General features: G+C 64.3%; 18 protein-coding genes. 8 read left to right on the forward strand and 10 right to left on the reverse strand.

Annotated elements, in window-relative coordinates; genetic code table 11:
- Positions 1-11: 11 nt before the first annotated feature.
- The 7 genes from N5A92_RS09405 to N5A92_RS09435 all read right to left on the reverse strand — a co-directional run bounded on the left by N5A92_RS09405 (position 12) and on the right by N5A92_RS09435 (position 7,015).
- Positions 12-2,069, reverse strand: coding sequence for an ASKHA domain-containing protein (locus N5A92_RS09405; RefSeq protein WP_260902063.1), 2,058 nt, complete (start codon positions 2,067-2,069; stop codon positions 12-14).
- A 234-nt stretch (positions 2,070-2,303) separates the two neighbouring features.
- On the reverse strand, positions 2,304-3,287 hold the full coding sequence (locus N5A92_RS09410; protein WP_260902065.1) for a methyltetrahydrofolate cobalamin methyltransferase: 984 nt from the start codon (positions 3,285-3,287) through the stop codon (positions 2,304-2,306).
- 164 nt (positions 3,288-3,451) lie between these two features.
- A complete protein-coding gene (locus tag N5A92_RS09415; protein ID WP_260902067.1) occupies positions 3,452-4,549 on the reverse strand; it encodes a methylenetetrahydrofolate reductase in 1,098 nt (365 codons plus the stop codon).
- Complete coding sequence (locus tag N5A92_RS09420) at positions 4,546-5,145, reverse strand: methylenetetrahydrofolate reductase C-terminal domain-containing protein (protein WP_260902069.1); 600 nt, start codon at positions 5,143-5,145, stop codon at positions 4,546-4,548. Before N5A92_RS09420 ends, N5A92_RS09415 begins: the two co-directional genes overlap by 4 nt.
- The gene (locus N5A92_RS09425) at positions 5,132-5,434 is read right to left on the reverse strand and encodes a virulence factor (RefSeq protein ID WP_260902071.1); all 303 of its coding nucleotides are present in this window, start codon (positions 5,432-5,434) and stop codon (positions 5,132-5,134) included. Before N5A92_RS09425 ends, N5A92_RS09420 begins: the two co-directional genes overlap by 14 nt.
- Before the next feature lie 115 nt (positions 5,435-5,549).
- Complete coding sequence (locus tag N5A92_RS09430) at positions 5,550-6,215, reverse strand: exopolysaccharide biosynthesis protein (protein ID WP_260902073.1); 666 nt, start codon at positions 6,213-6,215, stop codon at positions 5,550-5,552.
- 167 nt (positions 6,216-6,382) lie between these two features.
- Positions 6,383-7,015: a DUF1638 domain-containing protein gene (locus tag N5A92_RS09435; protein ID WP_260902074.1), complete on the reverse strand. Its 633-nt coding sequence runs from the start codon at positions 7,013-7,015 to the stop codon at positions 6,383-6,385.
- Between the two features lie 47 nt (positions 7,016-7,062).
- On the opposite strand from N5A92_RS09435, the gene N5A92_RS09440 reads away from it, so the two are divergent.
- The gene (locus tag N5A92_RS09440; RefSeq protein WP_260902076.1) at positions 7,063-7,224 is read left to right on the forward strand and encodes an entericidin domain-containing protein; all 162 of its coding nucleotides are present in this window, start codon (positions 7,063-7,065) and stop codon (positions 7,222-7,224) included.
- A 32-nt stretch (positions 7,225-7,256) separates the two neighbouring features.
- On the opposite strand, the gene N5A92_RS09445 is transcribed toward N5A92_RS09440, so the two are convergent.
- On the reverse strand, positions 7,257-7,955 hold the full coding sequence (locus tag N5A92_RS09445) for a corrinoid protein (RefSeq protein WP_260902077.1): 699 nt from the start codon (positions 7,953-7,955) through the stop codon (positions 7,257-7,259).
- A 340-nt stretch (positions 7,956-8,295) separates the two neighbouring features.
- Between N5A92_RS09445 and N5A92_RS09450 the strand changes: the two genes are divergently transcribed.
- From N5A92_RS09450 to N5A92_RS09470, 5 genes are all read left to right on the forward strand, one after another.
- Complete coding sequence (locus tag N5A92_RS09450) at positions 8,296-8,772, forward strand: hypothetical protein (RefSeq protein WP_260902079.1); 477 nt, start codon at positions 8,296-8,298, stop codon at positions 8,770-8,772.
- 9 nt (positions 8,773-8,781) lie between these two features.
- Positions 8,782-9,183 carry a hypothetical protein gene (locus N5A92_RS09455; protein WP_260902082.1) on the forward strand — a complete coding sequence of 134 codons (402 nt, stop codon included), beginning with the start codon at positions 8,782-8,784 and terminating at the stop codon, positions 9,181-9,183.
- Positions 9,150-9,623: a hypothetical protein gene (locus N5A92_RS09460; protein WP_260902085.1), complete on the forward strand. Its 474-nt coding sequence runs from the start codon at positions 9,150-9,152 to the stop codon at positions 9,621-9,623. Before N5A92_RS09455 ends, N5A92_RS09460 begins: the two co-directional genes overlap by 34 nt.
- Positions 9,624-9,812: 189 nt before the next feature.
- On the forward strand, positions 9,813-11,378 hold the full coding sequence (locus tag N5A92_RS09465; RefSeq protein ID WP_425248562.1) for a trimethylamine methyltransferase family protein: 1,566 nt from the start codon (positions 9,813-9,815) through the stop codon (positions 11,376-11,378).
- 439 nt (positions 11,379-11,817) lie between these two features.
- Positions 11,818-12,258, forward strand: a complete 441-nt coding sequence (locus tag N5A92_RS09470; RefSeq protein ID WP_260902089.1) for a PadR family transcriptional regulator — start codon at positions 11,818-11,820, stop codon at positions 12,256-12,258.
- 58 nt (positions 12,259-12,316) lie between these two features.
- Here N5A92_RS09470 and bmt read toward each other — a convergent pair whose 3' ends face one another.
- Together bmt and N5A92_RS09480 are read right to left on the reverse strand one after the other, a co-directional pair.
- Positions 12,317-13,339, reverse strand: a complete 1,023-nt coding sequence (gene bmt / locus N5A92_RS09475) for a betaine--homocysteine S-methyltransferase (RefSeq protein WP_260902091.1) — start codon at positions 13,337-13,339, stop codon at positions 12,317-12,319.
- Positions 13,340-13,451: 112 nt separating this feature from the next.
- Positions 13,452-14,300 carry a helix-turn-helix domain-containing protein gene (locus tag N5A92_RS09480; protein ID WP_260902093.1) on the reverse strand — a complete coding sequence of 283 codons (849 nt, stop codon included), beginning with the start codon at positions 14,298-14,300 and terminating at the stop codon, positions 13,452-13,454.
- Positions 14,301-14,507: 207 nt separating this feature from the next.
- Between N5A92_RS09480 and N5A92_RS09485 the strand changes: the two genes are divergently transcribed.
- Entirely contained in the window at positions 14,508-15,518 is a 1,011-nt protein-coding gene (locus N5A92_RS09485) for a fatty acid desaturase (protein ID WP_260902095.1), read from the forward strand.
- A 44-nt stretch (positions 15,519-15,562) separates the two neighbouring features.
- Positions 15,563-16,369: a phosphate/phosphite/phosphonate ABC transporter substrate-binding protein gene (locus N5A92_RS09490; protein WP_260902097.1), complete on the forward strand. Its 807-nt coding sequence runs from the start codon at positions 15,563-15,565 to the stop codon at positions 16,367-16,369.
- Positions 16,370-16,414 lie beyond the last annotated feature (45 nt).

Consider the following 16,414-nt stretch of genomic DNA (forward strand, 5'->3'; position numbering starts at 1 on the left):
TCAGCCTGCTACTACCGCCGCCTGCGCGCCGCCCGTTCCTCGCGCGAGCGGCGGCGCGGCCCTTCCGTGCCGCCGTCGCTGAGTACCTTGCGCGGCGGCAATGTCACCTGGCCGGCGAGCTTCGGATAGGGATCCACCTTGTTGGGCAGCGCCATGGCGTAGACGAAATGCTGCTGAAATCTCGGCTCAAGCGCGGTTTCGATCTTCTCGATCCTGCGCACCGTCTCCTCGATCTCGCGGCGGTGGTTCCGGTTGAGCAGCGCCATGCGCGCACCGGTGCCGGCGGCGTTGCCGACGGCGGACACCTTGTCGAGCTCGCAGTCCGGGATCAGCCCTAGCGTCATGGCATAGGTAGGATCGATGAAAGAGCCGAAGGCGCCGGCGAAGCGGATCGTGTCGACCGTCTCCACGCCTTGCTTTTCCATGAGCAGCTTTATGCCGGCATAGAGCGCCGCCTTGGCGAGCTGGATAGCGCGCACGTCATTCTGCGTCACCGCGATGCGCGGCTCGCCGTCGTGGAGCAGGTAGGAGAAGGTGCGACCCTCCGAAAAGACGCGCGGGCTTTTGGCGGCCATCGCACCGTCGATCACGCCGTCCTCGGAGACAATGCCGGAAAGATACATCTCGGCGATCACCTCGATGATGCCGGAGCCGCAGATGCCGCTGACGCCGGTCGCGGCAATGGCTTCGGCAAAGCCCGGCTCGTCCGACCACAATTCCGAACCGATGATGCGGAAGCGCGGCTCCAATGTCTCGCGGTCGATGCGCACGCGCTCGATGGCGCCGGGGGCCGCACGCTGGCCCGAGGAGATTTCCGCGCCTTCGAAGGCCGGTCCGGTGGGGGAGGAGGCGGTGACCACGCGCTTCCGGTTGCCGAGCACGATTTCGGCGTTGGTGCCGACATCGACGATCAGCATCATCTCGTCCTGACGGTGCGGGCCTTCCGACAAGGTGACGGCCGCCGCGTCGGCGCCCACGTGGCCGGCAATGCAGGGCAGCATGTAGAGGCGCGCGCCGGGGTTTAGGTTCAGGCGCAGGTCGCCCGCCCGCGCCTTGACCGCGCCGGAAACGGCCAGCGCGAAGGGTGCGCCGCCGAGCTCCGTCGGATCGATGCCGAGGAACAGGTGGTGCATGATCGGATTGCCGACGAAGACGGCGTCGAGGATGTCGGAGCGATCCACGCCGCCCTCGGTCGCCACCTTGTCGACGAGCTTGCCGACCTCCTGGCGCACGGCCTTGGTCATGGCCTGCCTGCCGTCCGGGTTCATCATGACGTAGGAGACGCGGCTCATCAGGTCTTCGCCGAAGCGGATCTGCGGGTTCGACGCGCCGGCCGAGGCCACGACGCGGCCCGACAGCAGTGAGACCATGTGCATGGCGATCGTCGTCGAGCCTATGTCGCAGGCGATGCCGTAGGCCTCATTCTTCAGGCCCGGCCAGAGCGCGATGATGCGCGCCGCATCCCCCTCGTCGTCGTGATGGATGGCGGCGGTGACGGCCCATTTACCCTGGCGCAGGATACTTTGAACTTCGCTCAGAAGATGAGCGTCCGCCTCCAGGCGGTTAAAACCCCAATCCTCGCGTAGCGCCGCCTTCAGGCGGTCGAGGTCGCCCAGCGGCTTGTGCATGTCGGGCTCGTCCACCTCGACATAGCATAGCTGCACCGCCGGATAGCGTTCGATCACCCTCTGGTCGGCGTCCTTGCGCACGACCTGCGCGTTGACGATGGCATCCTGCGGCACGTCGACGACGAGATCGCCTTCGATGGTCGCCGAGCAGGAGAGGCGCCGGCCGACCGGCAGCGCGCGCTTTTCGGCATAGCGCGCCTCCTTCGGCCCAATTGCTGAAATGCTGTCCTTGGACGAGGATATCTTGTGCTTGGCGAAGTGGCCTTCCTGCACCTCGATCTGGCAGCGCCCGCAGGTCGCCCGCCCACCGCACACGCTCTCGACATAGACGCCGAGCTGCCGCGCAGCATCCAGTACCGTTGTGCCCTTCGGAAACCGTCCGCGCTTGCCCGAGGGCATGAAGAGGACCAGGTGGTCCGCTATGTTGGGCGGCGCGTTCATTGGAGTCGGCGTTCCGGAATACGCCGACGGATGGCGCCCCTTCGCGCCCCCCTCCGGCCTGCCGGCCACCTCCCCCACGAGGGGGGAGATTGACCGTCATGCCCATCCCGCCTTTCCGGCAAGCGCGCCTGGAAAAGTGCCGTGGTCGCGGCCAGCTGATCTCCCCCCTCGTGGGGGAGATGGCCGGCAGGCCAGAGGGGGGCGCAAAAGGGCACTGTCACCTCCGAACGTATCTCAATTCCGCCCCACCCGCGCCATGCGTGCTTCGCGCCCGCCGCGGCGCCGGCCGGCGGAAGCGGCGTGATTGCCGTTTCCCTGGGAAGACTCCCCGGAAGCGCTGGAGTTCCCGGCGGCGGCCGGCTGGTGGTCGCGGTAGGTCATGATCCAGGTGTGGCAGTTGGCGTCGGTGCCGTTCAGCACGTTGGCCGCGCGCACCATCTCCATTTCCTGCGGACGGCAGGGATTCATGATGGCGCTGGTCATGCCGGCGCCGATGACCATGGGGATGAAGCCGGCGTTGATGCCATGGCGGTGCGGCAGGCCGAAGGAGATGTTGGAAAGCCCGCAGGTGGTGTTGACCTTCAGTTCCTCGCGCAGCCGGCGCAAGAGCGCGAAGACCTGCTTGCCCGCCGTGCCCATGGCGCCGATGGGCATGACCAAGGGGTCGACGACGATGTCATGGGCGGGAATGCCGTAATCGGCAGCGCGCTGGACAATCTTCCTGGCCACCTCGAAACGCACATCCGGGTCTTCCGAAATGCCGGTCTCGTCGTTGGAGATCGCCACCACCGGCACGTCGTATTTCTTGACGAGTGGCAGGATGGCTTCCAGCTTCTCATCCTCACCCGTCACGGAATTGATCAGCGGCCGGCCCTTGGCCACCTTGAGCGCTGCCTCGATGGCCGCCGAGACCGAAGAATCGATGGAAAGCGGCACATCCACCAGTCCCTGCACGATCTCGAGCGTCTGCACGAGCAGATCCGGTTCGGTGGCATTCGGGTCCACCGCCGTCACGCCGGCGTTCACGTCGAGCATGGTGGCGCCGGCGGCGACCTGATCGAGCGCGTCCTTCTTCACCGTCTCGAAATTGCCGGCCACCATCTCGGCGGCGAGTTTCTTGCGGCCGGTCGGGTTGATGCGCTCGCCGATGACGCAAAAGGGCTGGTCGAAGCCGATGACGACTTCCTTGGTCGCAGAGGCAACGATAGTGCGGGTCATTCACAGTCCTCCAAGGGATATAAAGACTTCTTTATATCGTTATCTGATGGGTTTCAAGCGGGAGAGTGAGTAGGGGAGCCGGGCGGCGATCGAACAGCAAACCCGTCTGGAAAACGGCAATTGAGGCTTCCCCCACTCGCTGCTCCCTATCTCGCTATTCCCTCTCATCCAGCCGCGTCCTTCACCATGTCGATCGGCTTCTCGCTTGGCGTCTCCAGAATGTGGTCCAGGCGCTCGGCCACCAGGGCGTCGTCCAGGCCCGGCTCGCGCTTCCACGGACGGCGGCCCTTCAGGACGCCCGATTCGTGGACGATCTCGGCCACGTATTCCTCCTGCCGGTAAGCCATGACGTGAACCCCGGAAACGCCCTCGATCTCCTTCACCTCGTTGATGATGTCGATGCACAGGCGTTTTCCTTCGTCCTTCTGTTTCTCCGCACCTTCGAGGCGGGCGATGATGGAATCGGGAATATGCACGCCGGGCACGTTGGAGCGGATCCAACGTGCCGTCTTGGCCGAAGCCAGCGGCCCGACGCCGACGAGGATGAAGCATTGCTCGTGAAGGCCCATGTCGCGCACTCGCTTCATGTATTCCCTCAGCATCGGCACGTCGAAGCAGTACTGGCTCTGGACGAACTGCGCGCCCGCGGCAATCTTCTTGGCAAGCCGCAAGGGGCGGAAATCGTAAGGCGGGGCGAAGGGGTTGATGGCCGCGCCCAGGAAGACGGCGGGCGGCGTGGAGAGCTTGCGGCCGGAGAGGAATTTTTCCTCGTCGCGCATGGTGCGCACGGTTTCCAGAAGCGACATGCAATCGAGGTCAAAGACCGGTTTGGCACCCGGCTGGTCGCCCGCCTGCACGCCGTCGCCCGTCAGGCACAGGATGTTGCCCACACCCATCGCCGCCGCGCCCAGCACGTCGCCCTGGATGGCTATGCGGTTCCTGTCGCGGCAGGCGATCTGCATGATCGGCGCGTATCCCATGCGGGTGAGCAGTGCGCAGATGCCCATGGACGACATGTGGCAGTTGGCGCCGGAAGCATCGACAGCGTTGATGCCGTCCACCCAGCCGTCGAACACCGCTGCCCGCTCATAGGCGTCCTGCGCATTGGCGCTGTCGGGCGGGTTGAGCTCTGCGGTGACGGCGAACTCGCCGCGTCTCAGGATTCGCTCCAACCGCCCGCGCGAGGAGTGGCCGGGCAGCGGCTCGAGCGGCAGGTCGACGCCATGCGGGTTCTCATCGGGCTGAGGCGGGCGGCGTGTCATGCGGTCTCCCGTGCCTTTTCGCGCTGGGCGGTAGCCTGCGCGGTTACGCGCAGCCAGGCGGATGTCTCACGCAGCGACTGGTCGACAGGCTTCTGCACGGCGAGGATGGCGTCGTGATTGCGCATCTTCTGCGACCCTTCCCACGCCTTCACCCAGACACAGGGCATGTCTGGCTCGACCTCACAGTTGCCGTTGGCGCGCACGCCGCCGCAGGGGCCGTTGCGCAGCTGCTTGGGGCAGTTCATGGGGCACGACATGCCGGTCGAGGAAAGGATGCACTGGCCGCACATGCGGCAGTCGAACATGAGCCCCTTCACATTCCGTTCGACGAATTTCACCGGCTTTTCGGCGCGGCGGTAGCCGATCGCGTTCCACAAGGGATGCAGCGTCAGGAAGAGGTCCGCGAACCGTGCATAGAACCATTCGAGGAAACGCGCATGGCGCACCGACCAAAGCCGCATCGTGTAGCGCCGCTGCACGCGCCGCTGGGGCGAAACGTCCGCCGGCTTGTAGGCCAGAAGGGCGCGCGCCTTTCTGACCAGCGTCGCCTGTGTGACGCGGGATTTCCGCGTTGGCCGCCCGTCAGTCCGCGACATGTCCGCCTGCCTTGACGAGAGCCTTCAGCCGCTCGTCGGAAAATTCCCGTTCGATGCTTGCCAGCGCCTTGTCCGCCTCCGCCTCGAGATCGTCGCTGACCGCCTGGGGCGTGCCGCGCCGCCATTCCGCGAGATAGGCATCGGTGTCGCGGGCGCCGACGCGCATGGCGCACATGTCGATTGCCTCGGTGAAGCGCAGGGGCAGCTCGCGCTTGGCCGTTTTACGTCCCATCCTGACAATGACTTGTGCAGGAATGTCGCGCCAGTAAACCACGATCAGATCGGCCATCTTGCCTTTGTTCCCTTGATTGAGTGGAGCATTGCCGCAAGCGCCATGGGCCCGCTTGCTGCGAGACGACGCGCGTGCCTTCAAAAACGACGCCCGCCACGGGGCGTCGAGGCAGCTAGCCCATGAGGGCGCTGGCGAGCATGCCGGCCGCGCCGATGACGACGGCGATGACGATGAGGGAAAGTGCGCCGCTAGCCACGGCAACCGTCAGAAGGATACCGTCGCGCTCGGAAAGCGCCAGGCCGACCAGGGCGCAGGAAAACGCCGGAAACCAGTTGCCGAGTGGGATCGGCAGGGTCACGGCGATGGCCAGGATGAGGGCGATGATGCCGATGAAGCGGTCGGCATGATCGCGTGCAAAGGGCCAGTAGCGCGGACGGATGAGCCGCTCGACCCACTTGATCTTGGGGATGAGCCGCTCGCTCATGCCGCGGAATTGTGCAGCACTCAGCGATTTTTGAAGGATGAAGCGGGGCAGCCAGACCGTGCGCTGGCCAAACACCATCTGGATGGACAAAAGCAGGAGCGGAATGCCCAGCACCAGCGTGCTGCCCGGCGGCAGCGGAAGCAAATTGATGGAGGAGAAGAACACCAGAAGCGTCGCAAAGCTGCGGTCGCCCAGCGCCTGGCGAAGCTGCTCCACCGTCACCGTGCCCTCGGCGTTGCTTGCCAGCTCCTCGAAAATCATGGACAGGCGGCGCGGCGGCAGGTCTGCGGCAACCCGTCGTGACACCATGCCCAGACCCGTTCCCTCCGCCTTCACATCCGTTTTTCCTGTCATGTGGTCTGAAAACATTTTCCCCTGCAGCAGTTAAGTCTTCATGACAGGCAGGGCAAGCTATCGCGGCCGCTGAGGGTGGTCGCAAGGAAAGCGGAGGGGGCGCTGGAGGGCATTGTCTTCATCATACCAGACAAGCCGCCGATTGGAGCCTTTTTGTGGTAGCGCGCTCATTCCACTGGCGCCTTGCCTGCCGCCTCGACGAGGGCACTGGCCAGGTCGCCGTAGCCGGTGAAGCGGCGCTCGTAGGACAGGCCGAGCAGCTTTGCCGCATCCTGGGCCACCGTCTCCAGCGCGGGATCGTCGGTCTGCGCCAGATAGACGAGCTTTTCATAGTTGCCGAAGTAATCCGCGATCAGCTCCGGATGCTCATCCAGGCGCAACGGCTTCAGGAAGAACGCCTCGAACTGCCGACACAGAAAGTCGGTCATGTAGAAGGACGTCATATCGTCCTCGCCGATCTCGGCGAAGGCCTCCAGTCCCTGATAGAACGCAAAGCAGTGCGGTCCGGCAATACGCTCGACGCCATGCTTCTCGCACACGCGGTCGAGCCGGCCGCCCGTGCCGCAGTCGGCATAGCCGACGAAGATATGACTGTAGCCTTCTTCCCTGGCCTCTGCGATGGCCGTGTCCATGGCGGGTGCAATCCGGTCGGGGCGGTAGTGGAATTCCGCTGGCAGGCAGGTGAGCTCCAGATGGTCGAGCCCCAGCCGCTCGCGCACGGCCAGCACCTCGCGGGCGATCATCCCGCAGGCGATAACCAGAACCTTTTCAGGCCGGGTTCGTTCTTCGGTCATTGCCATCTTTTTTCCGCGCACCATAATAGCGCATACCGAATGGGAGACGCGTCATGTACACGGGCTTTCTCTCGCGCATCGCCATCGTGATCGCCATCATCGGCCTCGCGGGCGGCTGCGCCAACACCATCCGCGGCGTCGGGCAGGATACGGCCAATGTGGTCGACGCCACGCAACAGGCGGGCCAAAATGTCGGTGGCGCGGCAGAGTACTGACCGCCGGCCGCATATAGCTACCGACAGCCGTTCTAGACTGCAGCGCTCACATTGTGCTTGCGCTTCATCAGTTCCTTGGCCGTCTCGACCGCCACGGCCGCATCGCGGCAATAGGCGTCGGCGCCGACGGCCTTGCCGAACTCCTCATTGAGCGGTGCACCGCCGACGAGCACGATCAGGTCGTCGCGGATGCCTTTTTCCTTCAGCGTGTCGATGACCACCTTCATATAGGGCATGGTGGTGGTCAAAAGCGCCGACATGCCGACGATGTCCGGCTGGTGCTTCTCGATGGCGTCGAGATAATTCTCGACCGGATTGTTGATGCCGAGGTCGATCACCTCGAAGCCGGCGCCTTCCATCATCATGCCGACAAGGTTCTTGCCGATATCGTGGATGTCGCCCTTCACGGTGCCGATGACCATCTTGCCCTGCTTGGGCGCGCCGGTCTCCACCAGGAGCGGGCGCAGGATGTTCATGCCGGCCTTCATGGCGTTGGCTGATAGCAGCACCTCCGGCACGAAGAGGATGCCGTCGCGGAAATCCTCGCCGACGATGCGCATGCCTTCGACGAGAGCCTGCGTCAGCACCTCATAGGGCGACCAGCCCCGGTCGAGGAGAATGCGCGTGCCTTCCTCGATCTCTTCCTTCAGCCCGTCGTAAAGGTCGTCGTGCATCTGCTGCACGAGCTCGTCGTCGGGAAGCTCGGAAAGGATGATTTCTTCATCGGACATTCGCTGGCTCCTGCCGTTCTTGCCGCGCGCAAATCGGCCAAATGCATGTTCGCACGTACATAATCCGCTTTTTGCCGGCTTCCATAGCCAAATTGCGACGTGATGCAAAAGGAAAGCGACTGGAAATCCCGCTCTTGGTGCTTTTCGGCGCGGCGCGGGTGGTACACCCATTAGGAGAAATTGTCATTTATCTATAGTCAAGAAATTCGCCAAAGAACACCTGTTTCAAAGGCGTATAGCGATTGCTTCTACAATTTAAGGTTTATTTAACGAGACCGCCCATAGAGTGACTGCTAATATCTTTTTGGGGGCATGCATCGTCTTTCGTATGGAGAAGACAATGATGAGACCTCTGACAAAGCCGCTTTTCGGTGCCGCGTTCCTCGCAGCAATCGCAATTCAGCCGGCCAATGCCGAAACAGTCATTTTCAACGGCCTGATCACGTCCACCTGCCTTATCAACGTCGGCACGCCGGGCACGCTGGTGGCGAGCGCCGACTATACGGAACTGAGTTCCACCGAAGCAGGCGGGACTTCCGGCACGGTGACGATCCTGACCACGGGCGCAGGATACGAAGTTTCCACCGACTCGCCGAGCGCCTTTGCCACAGCGCCCGCCGGCGGCGGCGATTCCGTCACCTTCGCCTCCAGCTACAGCGCCAACGGCGTGACCTCGCTCACCGACGTCGTGGGCTCGCTTGCTTCGCCGCTCGGCCTGGGACTGACCAACCTTAGTGTCGATCTGATGGCGACGAAGTCTACGGGAACCTTCCCCGCCGGCGATTACATGGCCGAGGTCACGGTCACCTGCGAATAGGACCGGGCGATGGGTGCCGGCAGCGGGCGAGGGGGGATCGCGGCGGTGCTGGCGGCGCTTATGGCCGCCAGCCAGGCGCAGGCACAGTCGATGACGCCGATGCGCGGCGAAATCACCAGCTTTACGGATGAATTCGCCGTGCGGGTCACCCCCTATAACCCATACCCGCACCGCATCCAGGTGGAGGTGCGCGTCTATGACGAGCACTTCCGCCCGGTCGCTGCGAAAGTGACGCCCGCCAAGATCATGCTGGGAAGCCGCGCCTCGCGTCGGGTGGTCGCCATGGTGAAGTTCGACGGTGCAGGCCAAAGGCGCGTCAGGGTGTGTGCCGAAAGCGTTCCCTTTCCACATGAGAAAACCAGGATAAAGGCCCAGATATGCGGACGTTTTGTCGCCCGTCGTTTGCGCTGATAACGGCGCTCTTCATGGGATGGCTGGTGCCGGGCGCCGCATTGGCCGACAGCGGCCAGTACATCATCAACCAAAACCAGACGGGGCTGAACCTGCCGGGCGTCACCATGCCAAACGGCTTCGATGAAATCAGGGCCGCCGACGGCACGACATGCCGGTCTTCCATGGGAGGGCGGGGCGCCTATCTCGATTCAGGCGTCGTGGGCGGCGGCCTCAACAACAATTCCAGCACGCTCTCGGCCTATGGCCGGGTCGTCGTGCCGATGGGCAAGGGGCCCCCGAGGCTGGATTGCGACCGCCTTTACCAGCTCGAGCTGCAACGGCTGGAGCTCGAGGTCGAGCTTCTCAAGCGCGGCCTCGACCCGCGCATGAGCGCGCCCACCACCAACGATGCCGAGTGGGCAAGCGACGACGGCTGGACGACCGGCGACCGCAAATAACCGCACCGACTGCAGTCCATCCCGGCCAACGCTCTCAATGCGACACGGTCTGGCGCTTGCGGAACGTTTGCCGCCGTTTGGCTGGATACGATGTACTCGATAGTGCTTCGCCCTAAATGAGGCGAAGCGTGCGGCGCATTCGCATTGAGGATGAGAACGATGAATCAGAGCGTGCCGATGGACCAGGATATGCCGGCGGAGGCGAGCGAGGGCAGGCGCGGCCGTGGTGGCCGTGGAGAGCGCGGCGGCGCAGCCGCCAGGCGCGCGGCGCGCAGTGGCGGTGGTCCCGGTCAGCAGCTCGCCTATATCCGGCGCGCCCGGCAGCCCTACGAGGTGCTCGATGAGGAAGCGCTCGCCCTCATCGAAGCCAACACAGATACGGTGCTGGAGGAGATAGGCATCGAGTTCCGCGACGATGCGGAGGCGCTTGCCTTGTGGAAGGAGGCCGGCGCCGATGTGCGGGGCGACCGCGTTCACTTTCCGAAGGGGCTTTGCCGTGAACTCCTGAAGACCGCGCCCGCCTCCTTCACTCAGCACGCGCGCAACCCCGAGCGCTCGGTCGAGATCGGCGGCAACACCACGGTCTTCGCCCCGGTCTACGGGCCGCCCTTCGTGCGCGATCTCGACGGCGTTCGCCGCTACGCCACGCTGGAGGATTTCCGCAATCTGGTGAAGCTCGCCTATATGGCACCGTCCATCCATCATTCCGGCGGCACCGTGTGCGAGCCGGTGGACGTGCCGGTCAACAAGCGCCATCTCGACATGGTCTACGCGCACATGCGTTTTTCCGATAAGCCCTTCATGGGGTCGGTGACGGCGCCCGACCGTGCCGAGGACACGGTGGCGATGGCCAAGATCCTGTTCGGCGAGGATTTCGTCGACAACAACACCGTCGTCATCAACCTCATCAATGCCAACTCGCCCATGGTCTTCGACGAGACGATGCTGGGCGCGGCCAAGACCTACGCCCGCGCCAACCAGGCCTGCATCGTCACGCCCTTCATCCTGGCCGGCGCCATGAGCCCGGTGACGGTGGTCGGCACGCTCACCCAGGTACTGGCGGAGGTGATGGCGGGTGCCGCCTTCACGCAGCTCGTGCGGCCGGGCGCGCCGGTTCTGTTCGGCACCTTCGCCTCGTCGATCTCCATGCAGTCCGGCGCTCCCACCTTCGGCACGCCCGAGCCCTCGCTGGTTTCCTACGGCGCAGCCCAGCTCGCCCGCCGGCTGGGGCTTCCGTTCCGCACCGGCGGCTCGCTGACGGCCTCCAAGGTGGCGGATGCGCAGGCGGCGTACGAGAGTGCCAACACGCTGAATTCGACCATCCTCGCAGGCACCAACTTCGTGCTGCACGCGGCTGGCTGGCTGGAGGGAGGGCTCGTCTCCTCCTACGAAAAATTCATGATGGACATCGACCAGCTCGGCATGCAGCAGCGCCTGTGCGAGCCGATCGACATGTCGGAGAACGGCCTGGCGATGGATGCAATCCGTGAGGTGGGGCCGGGCAGCCACTATCTCGGCTGCGCCCACACTCAGGCCAATTTCCAGACCGCCTTCTACCGCTCGTCTATCGCCGACAACAATTCCTACGAGCAGTGGCAGGCGGAAGGCGAGAAGACCGCGGCCCAGCGCGCCAACCAGCTCGCCAGAAGCTGGTTGGAGACCTATCAGGCGCCGCCGATTGACGAAGGCGTGGACGAGGCGCTCCGGGACTTCATCGCCAAACGCAAGGAATCGATGCCGGACGCGTTCACGTGAGTATAATACCAAGCTCCGCGTTAACGCGCGGCTGTTCGAGATTTTCGACCTGAAATCCGACGAGCGCATCGAGATGGACGGCATGAGCCCTTGGTGAGCCGACGCGCGTCCGTCAGATCGGATCATCGTTTCACGGATCGATGATCCGATTTCAACCCTCTGCCTTGCCGCGATCACGGACGTAAAAACAGGTTTTCCATTTTCCCGGAAATTGCTGGAGATGTCTCTTGCAAAAGATATATCGTTTGGTAGATATAGCTCATGTAAGGCATAGCTTAGGAGAAATTTCATGCACGGTATGCATGGACACACACACCGCGGATGCCGGGAGGCTTGGGCACTTGCGGCATCGCGTGGCCGTCACGGCGGTTTCAAAGGCGGCAGGGGCGGTTCGTTCGGCCGCCACCGCGGCGGACCATTCGGCGGAGGCGGCAGGAGGGTGTTCGATTCGGGTGCTCTGCGCCTCGTCGTCCTTGGTCTGATCGCGGAAGAGCCGCGCCATGGCTACGACATCATCAAGGCGCTGGAAGCTCGCTTCCAGGGCGCCTACAGCCCCAGCCCGGGCGCAATCTATCCGATGCTTCAGATGCTGGAGGAGGCCGACCTCGTTTCTTCCGAGACGGAGGGAAACAAGCGCCTCTTCACGATCACGAAGCAGGGCCGCGCCTTTCTCGACCAACACAAGGACGAACTCGAGCGCATCAATGCGCAACTCGACGAGGTCTCGGCCGATATGCAGGGTATTGCGCTCGGCGAAGCCTTTACGTCCCTACGCCACACGCTCTTCCAAAAGGTGCGCAGCGGCGAAATGAGCACCGAACAGGCAAAGAAGGCGCTTGAGATATTGAAGAAGGCGCGCGACGAGCTGAACGATTTGTAAGGCGTTACCAAGGCACAGATGAGAACGCTTAGTTCCGGGTGCTGCGCGAGCCCGACCCTCAGCCGCGCGCGCGGCGACGTTCCCGCCGGCCGGCGGGAACGCTTCCCGCGCCGCTCTGGGCCGCGCCCTTGTTGCGCATCGGGCCGACGCGCGCCTCGATGTCGGCGACGGTGGGCCGGACGGCGGCCTTCTTGTGTTCGTCGAGCGCCTTGCGCATGGCAGCCAGGTGCTGGAAAGAGGTGCCGCAGCAGCCGCCGACGATCCTGGCGCCGCCGTCGACCGCCAGCCGCACATAGTCGGCCATCAGCTCCGGCGTGCCGGAATAATGGATATCCGTGCCGCGGAATTCGGGAATGCCGCAATTGCCCTTGATGACGATGGTGCTGTCGGGCCGCGCCTCCGACATGTCGAGGAGGGCGGCGAGGATGTCCGGCGCGCCGACGCCGCAATTGGCGCCGACGGCGACCGGCTTCACCGGCAGCACCTCGGCCACACCGTGGATGTCCTTCGGGGCCAGACCCATCATGGTGCGTCCGGCGGTGTCGAAGGAACCGGTATAGGTGTAGGGCAGGCCGGCGCGGATGGCGGCTTCGGCCGCTGCGCGGATCTCGTCCGGCGCCGACATGGTCTCGATCCAGGCGACCTCGGCGCCACCCGCCTTCAGCCCTTCGATCTGCTCGGCAAAAGCCTCCACCGCCTCTTCATAGGTGAGGGCGCCGAGCGGCACCAGAAGCTCTCCGGTGGGGCCGACGGAACCGGCGACGATGACGCGCCGTCCGGCCTTTGCGGCCATCCGGCAGGCGATCTCGGCCGCCTTCTTGTTCAGCTCGAACACCCGGTCCTGGGCATGATGCAGCTTCAGCCGATGGCGGGTACCGCCGAAGGAATTGGTGAGGATGATGTCGGCGCCTGCATCGATGAATCCTTGGTGCAGGGCCTCCACTTTCTCGGGAGCGGACTCGTTCCAAAGTTCCGGCGCTTCGCCCGACTCCAGCCCCATGTCGAAAAGATTGGTGCCCGTCGCACCGTCGGCCAAGAGCACGCCCTTTTCGGCAATCAGCGCATCAATGGGATTTTGCATGGGAGCTGCCTTTTCAACCGTGTCCAGCGCGTTCGGTCCTTGGATAAGGATATAAAGAAGTCTTTATGTGTCGTCAATGAAATCTCCGCACCGGCGCGTGCGAAACCGCGGCCTATTCCAACTCCAGGCGCCTCACGAAGGCCGCTGTCTCGTGTGCGTTCACCTCGGCTATGCGGATCAGGCCGTCGAAGTGGCGCGTCAGCGTGGTGACGGTCTGGCGCGTGTTCAAGACCAGATACATGCCGCCCATGTAGATCGCTGCGCGATAAGGGCCGAAGATCGTGTAGGGGGCGGAGAAGCGCTCGCGCCAGTCGAAGAGGAACAGGCGGAAGGTCGGATAGAGGTCGTCGATGAGGGTCGCCATATGCGTAAGCTGCGCGGCGCGCACGTCCCGAGGCAGGCCGTGCCAGCGGCCCAGGCCACTGGCGAAAAGCTCTAGCGTCTGGCGCGGCATGCACACTTCCATATCGGTCTCCGGCCGCCGGTTGTAGTCCACCCGGTACTGCGCCTCGTCGCGCTGGGCTTCACGGTTGACCTTGGCGGCGTCGGCCTCGAAGTAGATCACGTCCTCGCTTCTCAGGAGGTCCGGGATGCCCGACGGCACGTAACGGATCTTCGTGCCCACCGCCTCTGCGTGCCACTTGGCCAGCAGCGTGCTGTCGAAGCCGCCCTCGGCTTGCGCGATTTCCATGTTCTCGCGCAGCTCGCCGGTGATCCCCTCGTCCTGGCTGAGGCCCAGAAGCCAATCGAGCGAGACCTGGTGCCGGGCGGCGATGTTCATCAGCGTCTCGGCGCGCGGCAGGCGCGTGGAGCTGCCGGCGAGAAGCTGCGATAGTGCCGAGCGGTCGATACCGACGGCGGCAGCGAAAGCCGACTGGTTGAGGCCCGAGCGCAGCATGAGCACCTTCAGCCGCTCGCGGAACGTGCCGGACAGGTCGCGCTTGTCGACGATCTTTTCCATTGCCGTCTCCTGCCGAATTGCAATAGGCGCGGCTGGTTAAACTCCCGCATTTGTTCACTTAAGTCAACAATTGCGGTGCATGCTTTCGAAAAGCAACGTTTTGTGCGCGTTCTCGCGTTGCCTGTTTTTGCCCCTCCTGACATCAATGTGTCAGGAATCGGACGCGGTGCCGGGCATGGGGTTTGGCGCCGCAGATCAGAGATAGCAATGAAACCGAGAGACAAGCGCCGGCGCGGCCGTCCGGCGATTGAATGGCCGACTATTGTCTTGATTTTCCTTTGCTATGCCGCCTGGGGCACGGCGGGCGTCCTTCTGTGGCCCGGTTGGCCGCTCGCCGCGCTTGCCGTGCTCACGGTGACGATCGCCCTGCAATCCTCACTCATGCACGAATGCCTGCACGGCCACCCGACGCGCAACGCGCTCGTCAACGAGGCGCTGGTGGGCCTGCCCATCGGCCTCGTCTATCCCTATCGCCGTTTCAAGGCGCTGCACCTGCGCCACCACGCCGATGAGCGCCTCACCGATCCGTTCGAGGACCCGGAGAGCTACTATCGTGCGCTGTGGCAATATGAGGAGTTGCCGGCGGCGATCAAATTCGTCCTGAAGATCAACAACACGATGATCGGCCGCTTCATCCTCGGCCCGCTCATCATGAACGCCGCCTTCTTCGCCTCGGATACGAAGCTGATCGCCGGGGGCGACCGCGACGTGCGCCGCGCTTGGGCGCTGCATGCGGCGGGGCTGGCCGTCGTCCTGCCCATCGTTGTCTACGGCTTCGGCATGCCTCTGTGGCTCTACGTCCTGGTGCCGGCGTGGCTTGGCCAGTCGCTCATCTCGGTGCGCACCTTCGCCGAGCATCAGTGGTCGGAGCGGCCGGACGGGCGGACCATCATCGTCGAGCGCTCGCCGCTGTCGTTCCTCTTCCTCAACAACAACTTGCACCTCGTCCACCACAAGCTGCCTACCGTCCCATGGTACCGGCTTCCCGAGAACTACTGGGAAAAGCGCACAGAGTGGCTGTCCATGAACGGCGGCTACGCCTATCCGAGCTATTTCGCGCTTTTGAGGGACTTCGCCTTCCGCGCCAAGGAACCGGTGCCGCACCCCGTCCTGCAGCGCGAGCCGCACAGCCCGCGCGCCTTCCGCCCGCGCGCCCGCGGCCGCTCGCTGACGGGAGCGGGTACCGTGCCTGTGCCGGCGAGGCCCGTGAAAGAATAGAGGCCAGCCTTGCCCTTTCCGGCGCTGTCGGAAGATAACGCATCATGAGCAGTCTCATCGCCGCCCTTCCGATGTACGACTGGCCTGAGGCCAGGGCCGAAACCGATGCCGAGTGGGCGCGGTTCCGCGACGCTCTGCAGATGGTCGGCATCGATGCACCCGTGCGGCTTGCCCGCCGCAACGCGGATTTGCCGGCGGTGCCTGGCGGCATACGGGATGCCGAAGGCCGACAGATCGCACCGGACCCGGCGACGCTGCCCCCGGACGAGCTCGACTTTGCAACATTGTGGCGGCATCCGCGGCTCCTCCTGGCGCAAACCTGCTGGGGGCCGATGGAGGCAGGGCTTGAATCGGATGTGCAGGTGGTCGGCCAGCCTGCGTATTCAGTCTACGAGGGCGGCGAGGGGCCGCTCTATTCAAGCGCCATCCTGATGCGGCGCCAAGATGCGCCGGCGGTGGCGCCTCCCGCCGACGGGTGCGCCTCAATCCCGCTGGAGACTCTGCTCGGCAAGCGCCTTGCCTATAACGAACCCCATTCCATGTCAGGTTTCCTCGCTCTCAAGCGCGATCTGGAGGCGATGGGTGAGGGGGTATCGCTGTTTTCCGAGTGTGTGCAAACAGGCTCGCACGGCGCCGCCGCGCTTGCGGTGGCCGAGGGCAGGGCGGACATCTGCGCTGTCGACTGCCGGACCTGGGCGCTCATCCGGCGTTTCAGGCCCGCATCCGCCGGCCTGGTGGTCGTCGGGTGGACGGCGCGGCGGAAGGGATTGCCTTTCATCACGAGCAGGGCGACAGGTGGGGAGCACCTGGCGATCCTCCGGCGCACGCTCGGTCATCTCTCTCCTGCTTGATTTTACAGGTGTGGTTTACCGCCGAGCCCCTTCGCGCCCCTCTGT

Origin of the sequence: Chelativorans salis (assembly GCF_025336525.1) — a bacterium.
GTDB lineage: Bacteria > Pseudomonadota > Alphaproteobacteria > Rhizobiales > Rhizobiaceae > Chelativorans > Chelativorans salis.